General features: G+C 63.0%; 17 protein-coding genes. 12 read left to right on the top strand and 5 right to left on the bottom strand.

All coding sequences use genetic code 11. From position 1 onward, the window contains the following. Position 1 precedes the first annotated feature (1 nt). Together moeB and moeA are read right to left on the bottom strand one after the other, a co-directional pair. Positions 2-757 (bottom strand): molybdopterin-synthase adenylyltransferase MoeB, encoded by a 756-nt coding sequence (gene moeB, locus ACUXAC_RS11970; protein ID WP_070913996.1) that lies wholly within the window; start codon positions 755-757, stop codon positions 2-4. 2 nt (positions 758-759) lie between these two features. Further along, positions 760-1,998, bottom strand: a complete 1,239-nt coding sequence (moeA, locus tag ACUXAC_RS11965; protein ID WP_047728154.1) for a molybdopterin molybdotransferase MoeA — start codon at positions 1,996-1,998, stop codon at positions 760-762. 157 nt (positions 1,999-2,155) lie between these two features. Between moeA and ACUXAC_RS11960 the strand changes: the two genes are divergently transcribed. The 6 genes from ACUXAC_RS11960 (at position 2,156) to gsiD (ending at position 9,351) form a co-directional block, all read left to right on the top strand. Continuing rightward, complete coding sequence (locus ACUXAC_RS11960) at positions 2,156-2,692, top strand: DUF924 family protein (protein WP_063988863.1); 537 nt, start codon at positions 2,156-2,158, stop codon at positions 2,690-2,692. A 358-nt stretch (positions 2,693-3,050) separates the two neighbouring features. Next, positions 3,051-4,007 carry an isoaspartyl peptidase/L-asparaginase family protein gene (locus tag ACUXAC_RS11955; protein ID WP_169318187.1) on the top strand — a complete coding sequence of 319 codons (957 nt, stop codon included), beginning with the start codon at positions 3,051-3,053 and terminating at the stop codon, positions 4,005-4,007. A gap of 19 nt (positions 4,008-4,026) precedes the next feature. Then, a complete protein-coding gene (locus ACUXAC_RS11950; protein ID WP_454266669.1) occupies positions 4,027-5,901 on the top strand; it encodes a dipeptide ABC transporter ATP-binding protein in 1,875 nt (624 codons plus the stop codon). A gap of 23 nt (positions 5,902-5,924) precedes the next feature. Further along, positions 5,925-7,460 carry a glutathione ABC transporter substrate-binding protein GsiB gene (gene gsiB / locus ACUXAC_RS11945; protein ID WP_387444438.1) on the top strand — a complete coding sequence of 512 codons (1,536 nt, stop codon included), beginning with the start codon at positions 5,925-5,927 and terminating at the stop codon, positions 7,458-7,460. Between the two features lie 52 nt (positions 7,461-7,512). Then, positions 7,513-8,433 (top strand): glutathione ABC transporter permease GsiC, encoded by a 921-nt coding sequence (gsiC, locus tag ACUXAC_RS11940; protein WP_038880960.1) that lies wholly within the window; start codon positions 7,513-7,515, stop codon positions 8,431-8,433. A gap of 9 nt (positions 8,434-8,442) precedes the next feature. Next, on the top strand, positions 8,443-9,351 hold the full coding sequence (gene gsiD, locus ACUXAC_RS11935) for a glutathione ABC transporter permease GsiD (RefSeq protein WP_019454428.1): 909 nt from the start codon (positions 8,443-8,445) through the stop codon (positions 9,349-9,351). Between the two features lie 142 nt (positions 9,352-9,493). Here the strand turns inward: gsiD and fghA are convergent, their stop codons facing one another. From fghA to ptrR, 3 genes are read right to left on the bottom strand one after another with little or no spacing between them, the layout of a single operon-like run. Then, entirely contained in the window at positions 9,494-10,336 is an 843-nt protein-coding gene (gene fghA / locus ACUXAC_RS11930) for an S-formylglutathione hydrolase (RefSeq protein WP_015377214.1), read from the bottom strand. Positions 10,337-10,350: 14 nt separating this feature from the next. Continuing rightward, on the bottom strand, positions 10,351-11,475 hold the full coding sequence (locus ACUXAC_RS11925; RefSeq protein ID WP_038880962.1) for an S-(hydroxymethyl)glutathione dehydrogenase/class III alcohol dehydrogenase: 1,125 nt from the start codon (positions 11,473-11,475) through the stop codon (positions 10,351-10,353). A 30-nt stretch (positions 11,476-11,505) separates the two neighbouring features. Next, a complete protein-coding gene (gene ptrR, locus ACUXAC_RS11920; RefSeq protein ID WP_016928453.1) occupies positions 11,506-12,426 on the bottom strand; it encodes a putrescine utilization regulator PtrR in 921 nt (306 codons plus the stop codon). A 105-nt stretch (positions 12,427-12,531) separates the two neighbouring features. Here ptrR and ACUXAC_RS11915 point away from each other — a divergent pair, with 105 nt between their 5' ends. The 6 genes from ACUXAC_RS11915 (at position 12,532) to mglA (ending at position 19,880) form a co-directional block, all read left to right on the top strand. Further along, positions 12,532-13,689, top strand: coding sequence for a YbfB/YjiJ family MFS transporter (locus ACUXAC_RS11915; protein WP_421115198.1), 1,158 nt, complete (start codon positions 12,532-12,534; stop codon positions 13,687-13,689). 244 nt (positions 13,690-13,933) lie between these two features. After that, positions 13,934-14,599, top strand: coding sequence for a GTP cyclohydrolase I FolE (folE, locus tag ACUXAC_RS11910; protein ID WP_004938969.1), 666 nt, complete (start codon positions 13,934-13,936; stop codon positions 14,597-14,599). A gap of 79 nt (positions 14,600-14,678) precedes the next feature. Continuing rightward, entirely contained in the window at positions 14,679-15,851 is a 1,173-nt protein-coding gene (gene yeiB / locus ACUXAC_RS11905; protein WP_102984996.1) for a DUF418 domain-containing protein YeiB, read from the top strand. 126 nt (positions 15,852-15,977) lie between these two features. After that, the gene (gene galS / locus ACUXAC_RS11900; protein WP_038880975.1) at positions 15,978-17,015 is read left to right on the top strand and encodes an HTH-type transcriptional regulator GalS; all 1,038 of its coding nucleotides are present in this window, start codon (positions 15,978-15,980) and stop codon (positions 17,013-17,015) included. A gap of 264 nt (positions 17,016-17,279) precedes the next feature. Next, positions 17,280-18,272 (top strand): galactose/glucose ABC transporter substrate-binding protein MglB, encoded by a 993-nt coding sequence (mglB, locus tag ACUXAC_RS11895; protein WP_038880978.1) that lies wholly within the window; start codon positions 17,280-17,282, stop codon positions 18,270-18,272. Positions 18,273-18,371: 99 nt separating this feature from the next. After that, the gene (mglA, locus tag ACUXAC_RS11890) at positions 18,372-19,880 is read left to right on the top strand and encodes a galactose/methyl galactoside ABC transporter ATP-binding protein MglA (RefSeq protein ID WP_033637724.1); all 1,509 of its coding nucleotides are present in this window, start codon (positions 18,372-18,374) and stop codon (positions 19,878-19,880) included.

Here is a 19,880-nt window from a genome sequence, read left to right as displayed (position 1 = left end):
GTCATTCCCCGCCGCACACCTCGCAGTGCGGATCCTTCGGCAGTTTCATCTCGCGGAACTGCATGCTCATCGCATCGAACATCAACAGCTTGCCGCGCAGCGGCTGACCATAGTCGGCCAACAGCTTGATGGCTTCCATCGCCTGCAGGGTGCCGATAGTGCCGACCAGCGGCGCCATCACGCCCGCTTCGACGCAGGTGAGAGCGCTGTCGCCGAACAGCCGGCTCAGGCAGCGGTAGCAGGGCTCGCCCGGTTGATAGGTGAACACGCTGAGCTGGCCTTCCATGCGGATCGCCGCGCCGGAAACCAGCGGCCTCTGCTGCGCGTGGCACAGGCGGTTCAGGGTGTCGCGCGCCGCCACGTTGTCGGTGCAGTCCAGCACCAGATCGCAGGCGGCGATCTCTGCCGCAACCGCCTCATCTTCCAAACGGCCGTCGATCGCGTCGATGCGGATATGTGGATTGATGGCGCTCAGTTCCTGCCTGGCGGAGGCGACTTTGCTCTGGCCGATGCGAGCGTCGCGGTGCAGGATCTGGCGCTGCAGGTTGGAGAGCGAGACGGTGTCGAAATCCACCAGTACCAGATGGCCGACGCCGGCCGCCGCCAGGTAAGGCGCGGCGGCGCAGCCCAGCCCGCCCAGCCCGGCGATCAGCACGCGGGCGGCCTTCAGCTTCTCCTGGCCGTCGAAGTCAAAGCCGCGCAGCACGATCTGGCGGTTGTAGCGCAGCGCTTCGGCGTCGGTCAATTCCGGCAGCATGCTCAGCTCCTCAGCAGGGCGTTGAACGGCTCGATCTCCACCGTTTCGCCTACCGCCACCGAACCGCGTTCGCGCTCCAGCACGATGAAACAGTTGCCCTGGCTGTAGGAGCTGAAGACGTGTGAGCCCTGGTGGCCGGTGGTGCTGACCTCCAGTTCGCCCGCGGCGTTGCTGCTGAACACGCCGCGCTGGAAATCGAGGCGGCCCGGCGATTTCTTCAGCGGCGTCAATGCGCGCGCCCGCAGGCGCGGCGGCAGGCGCCAGTCGCTGTGGCCGGCCAGCTTCGCCAGCAGCGGCTGCACCAGCTGGTAGAAGGTCAGGGCGGCGGAAACCGGGTTGCCCGGCAGGCCGCAGAACCAGGCGTGGCCCAGCTTGCCGAAGGCGAAGGGTTTGCCGGGTTTGATCGCCAGCTTCCAGAAGCTAACCTGGCCCAGCTCGTCGAGCATCTGTTTGGTGTAGTCGGCCTCGCCGACCGAGACGCCGCCGCTGCTGATCACCACGTCGGCCTGGCTGTCCGCCCGTTCGAAGGCGGCGCGCAGCGCATCGCGATCGTCGCGGATAATGCCGAGATCGAGCACCTCGCAGCCCAGCTGTTCCAGCATCAGGCGCACCGCGAAACGGTTGGTGTCGTAGATTTGGCCCGCCTGCAGCGGCTGGCCGACCGGCTGCAGTTCGTCGCCGGTAGAGAACACCGCCACCTTCAGCTTACGCATTACCTGCACCTCGGCGACGCCAAGCGAAGCCAGCAGCGGCAGCTGCGCGGCGCCCAGCTTCACGCCGGCCGGCAACACGCTCGCGCCCCGGCGAATGTCTTCACCCGCCAGACGGATATTCTGGCCGGCTTCAACCGGCGCGGTAAAACGCACGCCCTGGTCGCTCACCTCGGCCTGTTCCTGCATGACCACCGCGTCCGCCCCGGCCGGGATCGGGGCGCCGGTCATGATGCGTACGCAGCTGTTAGCCGGCCATTGGCCGTCGAACGGCGCACCGGCGAAGGCCTTCCCGGCGACCGGCAGCGGCGCATTGGCCGCCAGATCGGCGAGGCGCAGCGCATAGCCGTCCATCGCCGAGTTGGCGAACGGCGGCACGTCGAGCGGCGAGACCACCGGCGCGGCGGTGATGCGGCCGGCGGCGGCGGTCAGGGCAACGGATTCGGTCTGCTGCAGCGGGGCGATCTGCCCGAGCATTTTTTCCAGCGCTTGCTCCAGGGAGATGAGATCGGAAGTATGGCAATGATCCATAAAGGGAACTCCGTAATCAGGGTGCGCTAAATTAGCGACAAAGTGCGGGTATTATGGCAGAGAACGCCGGGGGGGAGAACGGGTTATGCTTGCCATCTTTCGTACTGCGGCGCCGGGGCGAACGGGTATAAACTGCGCAAAACAGAGGAGAATCATGATGCATAAACAGGTTATCGAGTTCTGGTTCGAGGAGATCGAACCGATCATGTGGTTTAAAAAGGACGACGATTTCGATCGTCTGCTGCACAGCCGTTTCGGCGAAATCTGGCGGGCAGCGGCGGCGGGCGAGCTGGCACACTGGCGCGATACCATCGAAGGGCGCCTGGCGGAGGTGATCGTGCTCGATCAGTTCAGCCGCAACCTGTTCCGCGGCACGCCACAGTCGTTCGCCTGCGACGGCATGGCGCTGATCCTGGCGCAGGAGGCGATCCGCAGCGGCGAGTGCGAACGGCTGAGCCGCGAGCAGCGTGGCTTCCTCTATCTGCCGTTCATGCATTCGGAATCGCCGCTGATCCACCAGCAGGCGCTGGTGCTGTATACCGAGCTCAACAACGGCGACCAGCTGGAGTTCGAGCTGCGGCATAAAGCGATCATCGATCGTTTCGGCCGCTACCCGCATCGCAATGCGATATTGGGGCGCACCAGCACGCCGGAAGAAGAGGCCTTTTTACAACAGCCTGGATCAGGCTTTTAATCGTTGGATCATCTGCGCCCGGCCGGGGAAAAAACAGCAGGCCGGGCGCCGCAATAAGCGTTATTCAGCGCGAACGTTTATTTCCTTACGCCATGCCGCTATTTCCGCACGCGAAATTACCAATAATCTCAGCCGCAGGATCGGCGATTTGCCGTTTTTTATAACCTGCTGTTTTTATTCCAATAAGCTATTTCAAGGTGCGAAACGGTCTAAGCGCGCTACGCTAAAAGCGGGGCGTGGACGTTATGCTGTACTTCCACTGTCGGGTTAAATAGAGTCGAAAAAGACTGAATAATAATGATACCGCGCTCAGCTTATTCGCTGCGCAACGGCGGGATTAACACAGGGTGTCAGGCAAATGAGCAAACCAGTGATTGCCATTCATGGCGGCGCGGGCGCAATTACCCGGGCGGCGCTGAGTGCGGAAAAAGAACGGCAGTATATTCAGGCGCTGTCCGAGATCGTGGCCGCCGGGCAGGCGATATTGGCGCAGGGCGGCAGCGCGCTGGACGCGGTGACCGAAGCGGTGCGGCTACTCGAAGAGTGCCCGCTGTTCAACGCCGGTAAAGGATCGGTGTTCACCCATCAGGGCACCCACGAGCTGGACGCCTGCGTGATGGACGGCCGCACCTGCGATGCCGGCGCCGTCGCCGGCGTCAGCCGCATCCGCAACCCGGTGCTGGCGGCGCGCGCGGTGCTGGAAAACAGCGAACACGTGCTGTTTGCCGCTGAAGGCGCCGAGAAGTTTGCCGCGGCCCACGGCCTGGAACTGGTCACCCCCGATTTCTTCTTTACCCAGGAACGTTTCGATCAGCTGCACCGGGCCCAGGCGGAGCAGGGCCGGGTATTGCTCGATCACGACGGTGCGGCGCAGGCCGGCGAGCCGCTCGATCCCGATCGGAAATTCGGCACCGTCGGTGCGGTGGCGCTGGATGCGTTGGGCAACCTCGCCGCCGCCACCTCCACCGGCGGCATGACCAACAAGCAGGCCGGGCGGGTAGGCGACACGCCGATCATCGGCGCCGGCTGCTATGCCAACAACGCCACGGTGGCGGTCTCCAGCACCGGCACCGGTGAAATCTTCATGCGCGGCGTGGCGGCCTATGACGTCTCCGCCCTGATCGAATACGGCGATCTGAGCCTGCAGGCCGCCAGCGATCGGGTGGTGATGGAGAAGCTGCCGGCGCTCGGTGGCAGCGGCGGCATGATCGCCGTCGATCGCCACGGCAATATCGCGCTGCCGTTCAACTGCGAGGGGATGTATCGCGGTTTTGGCTATGTCGGCGATGCGCCGTCCGTCGGGATTTACCGCTAAGCGTTCACCGGGAGGGTGCATGACCGACGTTTCACTCCAGCCCGCCGGCAACGGGTTGTCATTGCCGCCGCAGCGGGTGCTGACGGTGCGCGATCTGAGCATCAGCTTTCCTCAACCGGACGGCGCCGTGGCAGCGGTGCGTAACCTGTCGTTCGATCTCGATCGCGGCGAGACGCTGGCGATCGTCGGTGAGTCCGGCTCCGGCAAATCGGTGACTTCGCTGGGGCTGATGCGGCTGGTGGAGCAGGGCGGCGGGCGCATCGTCGGCGGCGCCATGACGCTGCGCCGGCGCGACGGCGCGCTGCTTGATCTGGCGCGCGCCTCGCAGAGCACGCTGCGCACGGTGCGCGGCGCCGACATGGCGATGATCTTCCAGGAGCCGATGACCTCGCTCAACCCGGTATTTCCGGTCGGCGAGCAGATCGCCGAATCGCTGCGCCTGCATCAGGGCATGGACCACCGCAGCGCGCGCCAGGAGGCGCTGCGCATGCTCGATCTGGTGCGTATTCCGGAGGCCAAAGAGGTGCTGGGGCGCTACCCGCACCAGCTTTCTGGCGGCATGCGCCAGCGGGTAATGATCGCCATGGCGCTCTCCTGCAAGCCGGCGTTGCTGATCGCCGATGAGCCCACCACCGCCCTCGACGTCACCATTCAGGCGCAGATCCTGCAGCTGATCCGCGTGCTGCAACATGAGATGCAGATGGGGGTGATCTTCATCACTCACGACATGGGCGTGGTGGCGGAGATCGCCGATCGGGTGCTGGTGATGCGCCGCGGCGAACAGGTGGAACAGAATCGGGTGCGCGAGCTGTTTGCCGCGCCGCAACAGGCCTATACCCGGGCGCTGTTGGCGGCGGTGCCGAAGCTGGGGGCGATGGCCGATCGGCCGCTGCCGGCGAAGTTTCCGCTGCCGGGCAGCGAGGAGGATACGGCGCCGCAGGATACCGTACCGCCAGACGCTACGCCGATCCTGCGAGTGGAGCATCTGGTTACGCGCTTTGATCTGCGCGGTGGACTGTTCAATCGGGTCACTCGCCGGGTGCACGCGGTGGAAAACGTCAGTTTCGATCTTTACCCCGGCGAGACGCTGGGGCTGGTGGGCGAGTCCGGCTGCGGCAAGTCCACCACCGGGCGCTCTCTGCTGAAGCTGGTGGACAGCCAGAGCGGCACCATCACCTTCGCCGGGCGGCGGATAGACCAATTGAAGGGGCCGGCGCTGCAGCACCTGCGGCGCGATATTCAGTTCATCTTTCAAGATCCCTACGCCTCGCTCGATCCGCGCCTGACGGTCGGTTTTTCCATCATGGAGCCGCTGCTGGTGCACAACGTGATGCGCGGCCGGGAGGCGGAGCAACGGGTGGCCTGGCTGCTGGAGCGCGTCGGCCTGCTGCCGGAGCATGCGCGCCGCTACCCGCACGAATTTTCCGGCGGCCAGCGCCAGCGTATCTGCATCGCGCGTGCGCTGGCGCTGAACCCGAAAGTGGTGATCGCCGACGAGGCGGTCTCGGCGCTGGACGTGTCGATTCAGGCGCAGATCGTCAATCTGTTGCTCGATCTGCAGCGCGAGTTCGGCATCGCTTTTCTGTTTATTTCACACGACATGGCGGTGGTGGAGCGCATCAGCCACCGGGTGGCGGTGATGTACCTCGGGCAGATCGTCGAGATTGGCCCACGGCAGGCGGTGTTCGACAATCCGCAACACCCCTACACCCGCAAGCTGATGGCGGCGGTGCCGGTGGCCGATCCCGCTCATGCCCACAAACGGCAGCCGCTGCCGGCCGATGAGATCCCGAGCCCGGTGCGCGCGCTGGGCGATGAACCCGTTACCGCACCGCTGGTGCAGGTTGGCGCCGGGCACTTTGTCGCCCGCCACCCGATCGCCGGTGCTTTTTAAAGACCTCAGGAGAGACAAGCGACATGAAGCACACATTCAAACGCAATGCGCTGTTGGCCGCCGTACTGCTGGCGGCGGGAACCGGCCCGGTCTGGGCGGCGAAGGACGCGGTGATCGCCGTGGCCTCCAATTTCACCACCCTCGATCCTTACGACGCCAACGACACGCTGTCGCAGGCGGTGGCCAAGTCTTTCTATCAGGGGCTGTTCGGCTTCGACAAGGACATGAAGCTGGTGAACGTGTTGGCGGACAGCTATGAGGTCAGCAAAGACGGCCTGACCTACACGGTCAAACTGCGCCAGGGGATTAAATTCCACGACGGCACCGCGTTCAACTCCGAGGCGGTGAAGGTAAACCTCGATCGCGCCAGCAGCCCGGACAGCCACCTCAAGCGCTACAACCTGTTCAAGATGATCGACAAAATCGAGGCGGTGGACGCCGATACGGTGAAGATCGTGCTGAAGGCGCCGTTCTCGGCGTTCGTCAACAACCTGGCGCACCCGGCGGCGGCGATCATCTCGCCGGCGGCGCTGAAGCAATACGGCAAAGAGATCGGTTTCCACCCGGTCGGTACCGGGCCGTATCAGTTCGTGACCTGGAACCAGACCGATTTCGTCAAGGTGAAGAAGTTCGACGGCTACTGGCAGCCGGGGCTGCCGAAGCTCGACAGCATCACCTGGCGCCCGGTGGTGGATAACAACACCCGCGCGGCGATGCTGCAGACCGGCGAGGCGACCTTCGCCTTCCCGATCCCCTACGAGCAGGCCAAGGTGCTGGAGGGCAACGCCAAGCTGGACGTGGTGGCCGCCCCGTCTATCCTGCAGCGTTACATCAGCATGAACGTCACCCAAAAGCCGTTCGACAACCCGAAGGTACGCCAGGCGCTGAACTACGCCATCAACAAGGACGCGCTGATCAAGGTAGCGTTCGCCGGTTACGCGGTGCCGGCGGAAGGGCCGGTGCCGCCGGCCATTGACTTCGCCGCCCGCTATAAGCCGTGGCCGTACGATCCGGCCAAGGCGCGCGAGCTGCTGAAAGAGGCCGGCTACCCGAACGGCTTCACCACCACGCTATGGTCTTCCCACAACCACAGCACCGCGCAGAAGGTGCTGCAGTTCACCCAGCAGCAGCTGGCGCAGGTGGGGGTGAAAGTGACGGTGACGGCGATGGATGCCGGGCAGCGTGCGGCGCAGGTGGAGAGCGTCGGGGTGAAGGACACCGGCGTGCGGCTGTTCTACACCGGCTGGTCGGCCTCGACCGGGGAAGCGGACTGGGCGCTGTCGCCGCTGTTCTCTACCCAGGCGGCGCCGCCGAAGCAGTTTAACACCGCGTTCTACAGCAATCCGCAGGTGGACAAGGATCTGACCGACGCGCTGGCGACCACCGATCGCGCCGAGAAGCAGAAACTGTATCAGGACGCGCAGGATCGCATCTGGACCGACGCGCCCTGGATCTTCCTGGCGACCGAACGTCTGTTGTCGGCCAACAGCAAACAGCTGAGCGGCTTCTACGTGATGCCGGATACCTCGTTCAACTTTGATAACGCCGATCTGAAATAAGGCGCCCATCCCCGCCTGCGGCCAAGCGGCGGCGGGCGGGGGAAGGAATGAGATGCTCAATTATTTTCTGAAACGACTGCTGGGCCTGATCCCGACGCTGCTGATCGTGGCGGTGCTGGTGTTCCTGTTCGTCCACCTGTTGCCGGGCGATCCGGCGCGGCTGGCGGCGGGGCCGGAGGCCGACGAGGCGGTGGTGCAGCTGGTGCGCAAGGATTTGGGGCTGGATAAGCCGCTGCCGCAGCAGTTCGCGCACTTCTTCGTCAACGCGCTGCGGGGCGACTTCGGCATCTCGATGGTGTCCAAACGCCCGGTGAGCGAAGAGATCGCCTCGCGCTTTATGCCGACCTTCTGGCTGACCGTCACCAGCATGCTGTGGGCGGTGGCGTTCGGCCTGGCGATCGGCGTGGTGTCGGCGGTGTGGCGCAACCGCTGGCCGGATCGCCTCGGCATGACGCTGGCGGTGTCGGGGATCTCGTTCCCGGCCTTTGCGCTCGGCATGCTGCTGATGCAGGTGTTCTCGGTCGAGCTGGGGTGGCTGCCGACGGTGGGCGCCGACAGCTGGCGGCACTACATTCTGCCTTCGATCACCCTGGGGGCGGCGGTGGCGGCGGTGATGGCGCGCTTCACCCGCGCTTCGTTCGTCGAGGTGCTGCAGGAGGACTACATGCGCACCGCGCGCGCCAAGGGCGTGCGGGAAAGCGTGGTGGTGATGAAACACGGCCTGCGCAACGCGATGATCCCGGTGGTGACCATGATGGGGTTGCAGTTCGGCTTCCTGCTAGGCGGTTCGATCGTGGTGGAGAAGGTGTTCAACTGGCCGGGGTTGGGGCGGTTGCTGGTGGACTCGGTGGAGATGCGCGATTACCCGGTGATCCAGGCTGAGGTGCTGCTGTTCTCGCTGGAGTTCATCCTGATCAACCTGCTGGTGGATATGCTGTACGCGGCGATCAACCCGGCGATTCGTTATCAATGAGGGCGCGGCATGATTAAGCATTGGCGGCGCAACGCCGCACTGAAGGCGATGCCGCTTATCGACCCCAACGCGGTACGCACGCCGTGGGGCGAGTTTTGGCGGCGTTTTCGTCGCCAGCGGGCGGCGCTGGTCGCCGGCCTGCTGGTGCTGCTGCTGATTGCGGCGGCGCTGCTGGCGCCTTATCTGGCACCGTTCGATGCGGAAAACTATTTCGATTACGACCGGCTGAACGAAGGGCCTTCGCTGATGCACTGGCTGGGCGTCGACTCCCTCGGGCGCGATATCTTCAGCCGCATCCTGATGGGCACGCGCATTTCGCTGGCGGCCGGGGTGTTCTCGGTGCTGGCGGGCGGGGCGATCGGCACCCTGCTGGGGTTGCTGGCCGGCTACTATGAGGGCTGGTGGGATCGCCTCACCATGCGCGTCTGCGACGTGCTGTTTGCGTTTCCCGGCATTCTGCTGGCGATCGGCGTGGTGGCGATCATGGGCAGCGGCATGGCCAACGTGATCGTTGCGGTGGCGATCTTCAGCATTCCGGCCTTCGCCCGCCTGGTGCGTGGCAATACGCTGGTGCTGAAGCACCTGACCTATATCGAATCGGCGCGCAGCATCGGCGCCTCGGACTGGACCATCATCCTGCGGCACATTCTGCCGGGCACCCTGTCTTCGATCGTGGTCTATTTCACCCTGCGCATCGGCACCTCGATCATCACCGCCGCCAGCCTGTCGTTTCTGGGCCTGGGCGCCCAGCCGCCGACGCCGGAGTGGGGGGCGATGCTCAACGAGGCGCGCGCCGATATGGTGATCGCGCCGCACGTGGCGATCTTCCCCAGCCTGGCGATATTCATCACCGTGCTGGCCTTCAACCTGTTGGGCGACGGATTGCGCGATGCGCTCGATCCGAAACTGAAGGGGTGAGGGTATCGCTGAATTGGCATACCCCTGTTTACGAGTATAATTGATGAAAATTTGACCCGCGTATATTACAGGGATGAGGTATGGATATGGCAATGATGGCTTTTGAAGAAATCCGGGCGGTTTAACCGCCCGGATTTTTTTATCAGCGGAACAGGTGCTCGGCGTGGAAGCGCAGGTGATCCTCCACGAAGGTGGCGATGGTGAAGTAGCTGTGATCGTACCCCGGCTGAATGCGCAGCGTCAGCGGCCAGTCGCGCTGGCGCGCCAGCTCCGCTAACCGCGCCGGCTGCAGCTGGTCGGCCAGGAACTGGTCGTCGTCGCCCTGGTCGATAAGGACCGGCATTTTTTCCGCGCCGCTGGCCAGCAGATGGCAACTGTCGTACTGCAGCCACTGGCTTTCGTCGCTGCCCAGATAGGCGGTGAACGCCTTGCGGCCCCACGGCACCTGGCACGGGTTCACGATCGGCGCGAACGCCGATACCGAGCGGAAGCGCTGCGGATTGCGAAACGCCATCATCAGCGCGCCGTGGCCGCCCATCGAGTGGCCGAAGATCGACTGGCGATCGCTGACGCTGAAGTGCTGTTCGATCAGCGCCGGCAGTTCGGCGCTGATGTAGTCGTACATGCGGAAATGGCGATCCCACGGCGCCTGGGTGGCGTTCAGGTAGAACCCGGCGCCCTGGCCCAGATCGTAGCCTTCGTCGTTCGGCACTTCGTCGCCACGCGGGCTGGTGTCCGGCATCACCAGCACCAGACCCAGCTCGGCGGCGATGCGCTGCGCGCCGGCTTTCAACGTGAAGTTCTCGTCGTTGCAGGTCAGCCCCGACAGCCAGTACAGCACCGGCGGCGGGTTGTCATCGCGCGGCGGCGGCAGGTAGATGCTGAATGTCATGTTGCAATTCAGGCTCTGCGCCGCGTGGCGATAGCGCTGCTGCCAGCCGCCGAACATGCGGTGCTCTTCGAGAAGTTCCAATGACAACGTCATCTCTGCCTCCTGGCTTATTGGTCGAAGTGGATGACGGAACGGATCGATTTGCCTTCGTGCATCAAATCGAACGCTTCGTTGATCTGCTCCAGCCCCATGGTGTGGGTGATAAAGTCGTTCAGCGCGAATTCGCCGTCCAGATAGCGCTCGACGATGCCCGGCAGCTGCGAACGGCCCTTGACGCCGCCGAACGCCGAACCACGCCAGACGCGGCCGGTGACCAGTTGGAACGGACGGGTCGAGATCTCTTCGCCGGCGCCTGCGACGCCGATGATCACCGATTCGCCCCAGCCCTTGTGGCAGCACTCCAGCGCGGAACGCATCACGTTGACGTTGCCGATGCACTCGAAGGAGAAATCGACGCCGCCGTCGGTCAGCTCGACGATCACTTCCTGAATCGGCTTGTCATAGTCTTTCGGGTTGATCAGATCGGTGGCGCCCAGCTTGCGGGCCAGATCGAACTTGCTGGTGTTGATGTCGATGCCGATGATGCGGCCCGCGCCGGCCATCTGCGCGCCGATGATCGCCGACAGGCCGATGCCGCCCAGGCCGAAGATCGCCACGGTGTCGCCCGGTTGCACTTTGGCGGTGTTCATCACCGCGCCCATGCCGGTGGTCACGCCGCAGCCCAGCAGGCACACTTCTTCCAGCGGCGCTTCCTTGTTGATTTTCGCCAGTGAGATTTCCGGCACCACGGTGTACTCGGAGAAGGTGGACGTGCCCATGTAGTGGAAGATCGGCTTGCCGTCCTTGAAGAAGCGCGTGGTGCCGTCCGGCATCAGCCCTTTGCCCTGGGTGGCGCGGATCGCCTGGCACAGGTTGGTCTTGCCGGATTTACAGAATTTGCACTCGCCGCACTCCGGGGTGTAGAGCGGGATCACGTGATCGCCGACCGCCACGCTGGTGACGCCTTCACCGACCGCTTCCACCACGCCGCCGCCCTCGTGGCCGAGGATCGCCGGGAACACGCCTTCCGGATCTTTGCCGGACAGGGTGTAGGCATCGGTGTGACAAACGCCGGTGGCGACGATCCGCACCAGCACTTCGCCTTTTTGCGGTGGCATCAGCTCGACTTCTTCGATCTTCAGCGGCTGGTTCGGGCCCCAGGCAACGGCGGCGCGGGTTTTGATCATCTCCATCATAGTCTCCTCAGTGGTTTTCTTTTTAAATCAGGCGATATCGACAACGTCTGATAAATCGTTGGGGGTGCTTTCATCAACAGCGGCGGTTTCCGTCTGTTCAATAATCAACTCTTTCAGCGCGCGCACGTTCGGCCCGAACGCGTCGCGGCGCCACAGCAACCAGGTGGCGGTGTCGGCCACGTCCGGCGGCAGGGTATGAACCCGAACCCGCTCATGGCCCGGCAGCAGGCTCAGCACCGAATGCGGGATCATCGCCAGCCCGGCACCGCTGGCGACGCAGGCCAGCATGGCGTGATAGGACTGGATCTCCATAATTTGCCCCGGCCGCGCGCCTTCGCGCTTGAACCAGGCCTCCAGCCGCAGGCGGTAGGAGCAGCTGGCGCGAAAGGCGAACAGCGTTTCGCCATTGGCGTCTTTGGCGCTGTGGATCGGCGCGTGATCGAGACAGGAGATCACCACCATATGTTCAGGATAGGCGATGCAGCCGTTCAGCTCGTCATAGGGTACCGGGCCGTCGACCAGCGCCGCGGCCAGCGTGCCGGCGCGCACCCGATCGGCGATTTCGCCGGAGGTGCCGGTGGTCAGCGACAGCGAAACCTGCGAGAAGCGCTGGTGGTAAGCCGCCAGCAGCGAGGGCAGGCGGGTGGCGGCGGTGCTCTCCATCGAGCCGAGGGCGAAGTTGCCCGCCGGTTCGCCGGCGTGGGTGATGCTCATCGCCTCATCGCTCAGTGCCAGGATGCGGTTGGCGTAGCACAGAAAGTTATGGCCCATCGGCGACAGGCGCAGGCGCTGTTTTTCGCGGATAAACAGATCGGCGCCCAGCTCCTGCTCAAGCTGGCGCAGCCGGGTGGTCAAATTCGACGGCACGCGGTGCAGCTGCTCGGCGGCGCGGGCGACCGAGCCGGTTTCCGCCACGCAGCAGAACATGCGAAGCTGGGTCAGGTCCATAATATTCTCGTTTCGTGATGAACTTGATAACTATTATTCAGTTTTTGTGAGTTTAATACTGCGGCATGATACTGGCAACTTTCTTTTAACCTTTTGGATGCCGGTATGGCTTTACGTATTGCCTTGAGCGGTTTTGCCGCGCTGATCGTCGCGATGGGCATTGGCCGCTTCGCTTTCACTCCCCAGGTGCCGCTGATGATCGCGGAGCACCAGTTCAGCCTCACCGGCGCCGGGCTGGTGGCGGCGATCAACTATTTGGGCTACCTGTGCGGCGCCTACGACGCGATGCGCGCCACGCGCCACGTCGAGCGGCGCCTGTGGTTGGGCGTATGGGGCGCGATGGCGCTGACGCTGCTGTCGGCGCTGGCGCAGGATGAATGGACGCACGGTGCGCTGCGCTTCGTCATCGGCTGGGCCAGCGGCTGGGCGATGGTGCTGGTGGCGGCCTGGACCAACGAGCTGTTGGCGCACTACGGCCGGCCGGCGCTGAGCGCGGCGGTGTTCGCCGGGCCAGGCGCCGGTATCTTCCTCAGCGGCATGCTGGCGGTGGGCATCAACACGCTGGGGCTGACGGCAGCGCAGGCCTGGCTGGTGTATGGCGGGCTGGCGCTGGTGTTGGTCGGAGGAATTAGCGCCTTTCTGCCGCGCAGCGGCGAGCTGCATCGCCCGGATGTGGCCCCGGAGCCGCTGCTGCTGACGCCGGCGCTCAAACGCCTGGTGTGGAGCTACAGCCTGGCCGGGTTCGGCTACATCCTGCCGGCGACGTTCTTGTCGCAGATGGCGGCGGCACGTTTTCCCGGCAGCCTGTTCGCGCAGTTCGTCTGGCCGGTGTTCGGCGGTGCGGCGGTGCTGGGGATCGTTATCGGCATTTTGACCCGTCATCGGCTGACCACCCAGACCCGACTGGCGATCACGCTGTGGATACAGGCGCTGGGCGTGCTGAGCGCCGAAGTGGTGCCGGGCGTGGCCGGCCTGGCACTCGGAGCGTTGCTGACCGGCGGCGGTTTTCTCTGTGTGGTGCAGCTCGCCCTTCAGCACGGCAGTGAACTGGCGCCGCGCCATGCGCGCTACATGGCCGGATTGCTGACCACCGGTTATGCGATCGGCCAGCTGGTCGGGCCGATGCTGTCGGCGCTGTCGACCGCCATGACCCATCGGCTGGAGCCGGCGTTGTACGTGGCGGTGGCGGCGCTGTTGGTGGCCGGTGCGCTGGTGGTGAATACCCCGGCGCGGCGGTTGGCGCAAAAAACGGCGATGCGCTGATTAAAATCCATACAAAAAGCGTGGAATCCCGCAGCCGGCCTGATTGTGCTAAATGCGAATATTTCACCTGCGGATGAAGCACAATCACTGGATAATCGCCGCGCTCTCATCTACAGTGGGGGCAAAATCTTGACCGGGTTCACGTTATCCATCACGAAAACTCTGCCGTCACGAGAGCAAGCAATTCGCCGGCCGCACGCCCTACCAGGCCGCCGGCGGGTTCCGTCCGCAGGAGAACAAGTACATGACATCATTAAGTAAAGAAGCCGCGCTGGTGCATGCGGCGCTGGAAGAGCGTGGTCTGGAGACACCGCTGCGCGGGGAAGTGCTGGATCGCGAAACGCGCAAGCGCCGCATCAAAGAGCACATGACCGAAATCATGCAGCTGCTGAATCTCGATCTGTCCGACGACAGCCTGGCGGAGACGCCGCATCGCATCGCCAAAATGTATGTCGACGAGATCTTCTCCGGGCTGGACTACGCCAACTTCCCGAAAATCACCGTCATCGAGAACAAAATGAAGGTGGATGAGATGGTGACGGTGCGCGATATCACGCTGACCAGCACCTGCGAGCACCACTTCGTGACCATCGACGGCAAGGCCACCGTGGCCTATATCCCGAAAGACTCGGTGATCGGCCTGTCGAAGATCAACCGCATCGTGCAGTTCTTCTCTCAGCGTCCGCAGGTGCAAGAGCGCCTGACCCAGCAGATCCTGGTGGCGCTGCAGACGCTGCTCGGCACCAATAACGTGGCGGTATCGATCGATGCGGTCCATTATTGTGTCAAGGCGCGCGGCATCCGCGACGCGACCAGCGCCACCACCACCACCTCGTTGGGGGGGCTGTTCAAGTCCAGCCAGAATACCCGCCAGGAGTTCCTGCGCGCGGTGCGTCATCACCAGGGGTGATGGCGTTGCGGGGCGACCCGCACGACGACAACAGGCGCCTGCGGGCGCCTTTTTCATGAGCGGAAGACAGCGATAAAAAATGAACAGTCACCCTCTGCCGCGCATTGCCACGCTGGACTGCGTGCGCGGCATCGCCATTCTCGGCATTTTATTGCTGAACATCAGCGCCTTCGGCTTGCCGAAGGCCGCCTATCTCAACCCGGCCTATCTGGGCATGCCGTCGTCGCGCGACGCCTGGACCTGGGCGCTGCTCGATCTCTTCGCCCAGGCCAAGTTCCTGGCGATGTTCGCGCTATTGTTCGGCGCCGGGCTGCAAATGCTGCTGCGGCGCGGCAAAAGCTGGATCCGCGCGCGGCTGTCGTGGCTGGTGCTGTTCGGCCTCGCGCACGCCATCTTCCTGTGGGACGGCGATATTCTGCTGGCCTATGGGCTGATTGGCCTGGTGTGCTGGCGCATGATCCGCGAAGCCAAAGAAACCTTCCAACTGCTGAAAACCGGCGTGGTGCTCTATCTGATCGGCGTAGCGGTGCTGCTGCTGCTCGGCTTCGTCTCGCACGGTGAGCCGGGCAGCTTCTGGCAGCCGGGTGTGGCGGAGCTGCAGTACGAGAAGTTCTGGAAGCTGCAGGGCGGTTTCGAAGCCTGGCGCAGCCGCGCCGATCTGCTCTCGTCCAGCCTGCTGGCCATCGGCGCGCAGTATGGCTGGGAGCTGGCGGGGCTGATGCTGTTCGGCGCCGGGCTGATGCGCAGCGGCTGGCTGCGCGGCAGTTATTCCTCCGGTTATTACCTGCGGCAGGCGGCGTGGCTGCTGCCGCTTTCGGTGCTGATCCAGCTGCCGGCGGTGGCGCTGCAATGGCAGGTCCACTGGGACTATCGCTGGAGCGGTTTCCTGCTGCAGGTGCCGCGTGAGCTGGGCGCCCCGCTGCAGGCCATGGGCTATCTGGCGCTGTGCTACGGTTTCTGGCCCGCGCTGTCGCGCATGCGCATCGCCCACTGGCTGACCCTGGTGGGGCGCATGGCGCTGAGCAACTACCTGCTGCAAACGCTGATCTGCACCACGCTGTTTTATCGCTTCGGTCTCTATGCGCAGTTCGACCGGCTGCAGCTGTTGGCGTTCGTGCCGCTGGTCTGGCTGGCCAACCTGGCGTTTTCCGCACTGTGGCTGCGTTACTTCGCTCAGGGGCCGATGGAATGGCTGTGGCGCAAGCTGACGCAGCTGGCCGCCGGCGCAGCGGAACCCAAAACGCAGAAGTGAGCGCCAGCCGGCAGGTTAAAAAAATGTATGTAAACGTTTTCTTTCCTGTGACGTAATTCACGCGAGCAGCGGGCCAATCGGGGTAGGATAGCGCCACCGGCCACTACCCCGATTTCAGGATCCCGCATGCCTCCAGTTCATCCGATCACCATTCGCGACGTGGCGAAACGCGCCGGGGTCTCCGTGGCAACCGTCTCCCGCGTGCTGAACCACAGCGCGCTGACCAGCAAGGAGACGCGTGAGCAGGTGCTGCAGGCGGTGGCGGAGCTGGGCTATCGCCCCAACGCCAACGCGCAGGCGCTGGCGACCCAAAGCAGCGATACCCTGGGCGTGGTGGTGATGGACGTCTCCGACCCGTTCTTCGGCGCGCTGGTGAAAGCGGTAGACACGGTGGCGCAGAAACACCACAAATACCTGCTGATCGGCAACAGCTATCATCAGGCGGACAAAGAGCGCCACGCGATCGAAGTGCTGATCCGCCAGCGCTGTAATGCCCTGATTGTCCATGCCAAAGCCCTGAGCGACGCCGAGCTGATCGGCTTTCTGGAGCAGGTGCCGGGCATGGTGCTGATCAACCGGATTATCCCCGGCTATGAGCCGCGCTGCGTCGGGCTGGATAACGTCTGCGGCGCGGAAATGGCGATGCGTCTTTTGCTGTCGCAGGGCCATCGGCGCATCGGTTATCTGGGCTCCAATCACCCGATCGAAGACGGGCCGCTGCGCCAGCAGGGCTATGCGCAGGCGATGGCCGCCGCCGGGCTGGCCACGCCCGACAACTGGCGCGCCTACGGTTCGCCGGATCTGCAGGGCGGCGAGGCGGCGATGGTGGAGCTGCTGGGGCGTAACCTGCAGCTGAGCGCGGTGTTCGCCTACAACGACGCCATGGCCGCCGGCGCCATGGCGGTGCTGAAAGAAAACGGTATCACAGTGCCGCAGCATTTCTCGCTGATCGGCTTCGACGACATCCCCATCGCGCGTTACACCAGCCCCAAGCTCACCACGGTGCGCTATCCGATCGTCTCGATGGCCACGCTGGCGACCGAGCTGGCGTTGCAGGGCGCAGCAGGCCTGGCGGAGCCGCAGGCCGCTCATCTGTTCATGCCGACGCTGGTACGGCGCCATTCTGTCGCCCCCTGGCAAAGTGAGGCGACGGTCACTCTCTGACGATTTAATCTTGTGTAACCGTTTTCAATCTGTGAGAAAATTCACAGAATATTAACATCGCGCCGTCTATGCTCTAGGCGTTTTCCGGCGCAAAGGCCCTTGCCGCTGCAACCTTTACCTCGCGCTGACACAGCATTTCTCGGAAATAACAAGATCCACGGACGACAGGTGTTGAGTGGAAATCGCCTGGCCTGGGGTGTGCGCACTGCCGGTGACCATTGGCTCAAAGACGAGTAATACCCTACACAGAACCGGAGACTGACAATGAATAAGAAGGTTTTCACCCTGGCCGCCATGGCCGCAGCCATGATGTTTGGCGCCGCAGCCCATGCTGACACCCGTATTGGCGTCACGATTTACAAGTACGACGACAACTTCATGTCGGTGGTGCGCAAGGCTATTGAGAAAGACGCCAAGGCTTCACCGGACGTCACCCTGCTGATGAATGACTCGCAGAACGACCAGTCCAAGCAGAACGATCAGATCGACGTGCTGCTGGCCAAGGGCGTGAAAGCGCTGGCGATCAACCTGGTCGACCCGGCCGCGGCGCCGGTGGTTATCGATAAGGCGCGCGCAAACGATATCCCGGTAGTGTTCTACAACAAAGAACCTTCCCGCAAGGCGTTGGACAGCTACGACAAGGCGTATTACGTCGGCACCGATTCCAAAGAATCCGGCGTGATCCAGGGCGAGCTGATCGCCAAACACTGGAAAGCCAATCCGGCCTGGGATCTGAACAAAGACGGCCAGATCCAGTATGTGCTGCTGAAGGGCGAACCGGGCCACCCGGATGCCGAAGCGCGCACCACCTACGTGGTGAAAACGCTGAACGAAAAAGGCATCAAGACCCAGCAGCTGCAGATGGATACCGCGATGTGGGATACCGCGCAGGCGAAGGACAAGATGGACGCCTGGCTCTCCGGCCCGAACGCCAACAAGATCGAAGTGGTGATCGCCAACAACGACGCCATGGCAATGGGCGCGGTGGAAGCGCTGAAAGCGCACAACAAGACCAGTATCCCGGTGTTTGGCGTCGATGCGTTGCCTGAAGCGCTGGCGCTGGTGAAATCCGGCGCGATGGCGGGCACGGTGCTGAACGATGCCGACAACCAGGCGAAAGCCACCTTCGAGCTGGCGAAGAACCTGGCGGCGGGCAAGCCGGCCACCGAAGGCACCCAATATAAAATCGAAAATAAAGTCGTGCGTATTCCTTACGTCGGCGTAGATAAAGACAACCTGTCTCAGTTTGTTAAATAAGAATTGAGATCCCGCTAAGACCCCGCCGGCGGCGCCAACACCAGGAATACCGCTGGCGGGGATGTTTACGACTGCAAGATCGTTAAGCCAGGTGTATTTATGGCCGATAGCTCACGCGAATTTCTGCTGGAAATGACGGATATCTGTAAGTCATTTCCCGGCGTCAAAGCCTTGGACAATGTCAATTTACGCGTCCGCCCGCACTCGATTCACGCCCTGATGGGGGAGAACGGCGCGGGGAAATCGACGTTGCTGAAATGCCTGTTCGGCATTTACAAAAAAGACAGCGGCAGCATTGTGTTTCAGGGCCGGGAGATCGATTTCAAGAGTTCGAAAGAAGCGCTGGAGCACGGCGTTTCCATGGTGCACCAGGAGCTGAACCTGGTGCTGCAGCGCACCGTGATGGACAACATGTGGCTGGGGCGCTACCCGACCAAAGGCCTGTTCGTCGATCAGGAAAAAATGCTCAAAGACACCCAGGCGATCTTCGACGAGCTGGATATCGACATCAACCCGCGTGAAAAGGTGGGCAACCTGTCGGTGTCGCAGATGCAGATGATCGAGATCGCCAAGGCGTTCTCCTACGACGCCAAAATCGTCATCATGGATGAACCGACCTCTTCGCTGACGGAAAAAGAGGTCAATCACCTGTTCACCATCATCCGCAAACTGAAAGAGCGCGGCTGCGGCATCGTCTATATCTCGCACAAGATGGAAGAGATCTTCCAGCTGTGCGACGAGATAACGGTGCTGCGTGACGGGCAGTGGATCGCCACCCAGCCGCTGGAAGGGCTGGATATGGACAAGATCATCGCCATGATGGTCGGCCGTTCGCTCAGCCAGCGCTTCCCCGACAGGCAGAACACGCCGGGTGAGGTGATCCTCGAGGTGAAGAACCTGACGTCGCTGCGCCAGCCCTCGATCCGCGACGTGTCCTTCGATCTGCACCAAGGCGAGATCCTCGGCATCGCCGGGCTGGTGGGCGCCAAGCGCACCGATATCGTCGAGACGCTGTTTGGCATTCGCGAAAAGGTGGCGGGCACCATCAAGCTGCACGGCAAGGCGATCGACAACCACAGCGCCAACGAAGCGATCAATCACGGTTTTGCGCTGGTGACCGAAGAACGCCGTTCCACCGGGATTTATGCCTACCTCGACGTGGGCTTCAACTCGCTGATCTCCAATATCCGCAATTATAAAAACAAGCTCGGCCTGCTGGATAACGCGCGGATGAAGAGCGACACCCAGTGGGTTATCGACGCCATGCGGGTGAAAACGCCGGGGCATCACACCCATATCGGCTCGCTGTCCGGCGGCAATCAGCAGAAGGTGATCATCGGCCGCTGGCTGCTGACGCAGCCGGAGATCCTGATGCTGGATGAACCGACGCGCGGCATCGACGTGGGCGCCAAGTTCGAGATTTATCAGCTGATGACCGAACTGGCGAAGAAGGGCAAGGGGATCATTATCGTCTCGTCCGAAATGCCGGAGCTTTTGGGGATCACCGACCGTATTTTGGTGATGAGCAATGGTCAGGTTGCGGGCATCGTTAACACCAAACAGACCTCGCAAAATGAAATCTTACGTCTCGCCTCCCTGCACCTTTAA

The sequence above is a fragment of the Serratia sp. 121840015-1 genome, assembly GCF_053627655.1.
Note: the sequence above shows the minus strand (reverse complement) of the source record. Positions and strands in the feature narration are given on the sequence as shown.

Bases quoted from the DNA above. Each gene is read 5' to 3' on its own strand.
- moeB (WP_070913996.1), bottom strand. From the start codon at position 757: ATGCTGCCGGAATTGACCGACGCCGAAGCGCTGCGCTACAACCGCCAG.
- moeA (WP_047728154.1), bottom strand. From the start codon at position 1,998: ATGGATCATTGCCATACTTCCGATCTCATCTCCCTGGAGCAAGCGCTG.
- ACUXAC_RS11960 (WP_063988863.1), top strand. From the start codon at position 2,156: ATGCATAAACAGGTTATCGAGTTCTGGTTCGAGGAGATCGAACCGATC.
- ACUXAC_RS11955 (WP_169318187.1), top strand. From the start codon at position 3,051: ATGAGCAAACCAGTGATTGCCATTCATGGCGGCGCGGGCGCAATTACC.
- ACUXAC_RS11950 (WP_454266669.1), top strand. From the start codon at position 4,027: ATGACCGACGTTTCACTCCAGCCCGCCGGCAACGGGTTGTCATTGCCG.
- gsiB (WP_387444438.1), top strand. From the start codon at position 5,925: ATGAAGCACACATTCAAACGCAATGCGCTGTTGGCCGCCGTACTGCTG.
- gsiC (WP_038880960.1), top strand. From the start codon at position 7,513: ATGCTCAATTATTTTCTGAAACGACTGCTGGGCCTGATCCCGACGCTG.
- gsiD (WP_019454428.1), top strand. From the start codon at position 8,443: ATGATTAAGCATTGGCGGCGCAACGCCGCACTGAAGGCGATGCCGCTT.
- fghA (WP_015377214.1), bottom strand. From the start codon at position 10,336: ATGACGTTGTCATTGGAACTTCTCGAAGAGCACCGCATGTTCGGCGGC.
- ACUXAC_RS11925 (WP_038880962.1), bottom strand. From the start codon at position 11,475: ATGGAGATGATCAAAACCCGCGCCGCCGTTGCCTGGGGCCCGAACCAG.
- ptrR (WP_016928453.1), bottom strand. From the start codon at position 12,426: ATGGACCTGACCCAGCTTCGCATGTTCTGCTGCGTGGCGGAAACCGGC.
- ACUXAC_RS11915 (WP_421115198.1), top strand. From the start codon at position 12,532: ATGGCTTTACGTATTGCCTTGAGCGGTTTTGCCGCGCTGATCGTCGCG.
- folE (WP_004938969.1), top strand. From the start codon at position 13,934: ATGACATCATTAAGTAAAGAAGCCGCGCTGGTGCATGCGGCGCTGGAA.
- yeiB (WP_102984996.1), top strand. From the start codon at position 14,679: ATGAACAGTCACCCTCTGCCGCGCATTGCCACGCTGGACTGCGTGCGC.
- galS (WP_038880975.1), top strand. From the start codon at position 15,978: ATGCCTCCAGTTCATCCGATCACCATTCGCGACGTGGCGAAACGCGCC.
- mglB (WP_038880978.1), top strand. From the start codon at position 17,280: ATGAATAAGAAGGTTTTCACCCTGGCCGCCATGGCCGCAGCCATGATG.
- mglA (WP_033637724.1), top strand. From the start codon at position 18,372: ATGGCCGATAGCTCACGCGAATTTCTGCTGGAAATGACGGATATCTGT.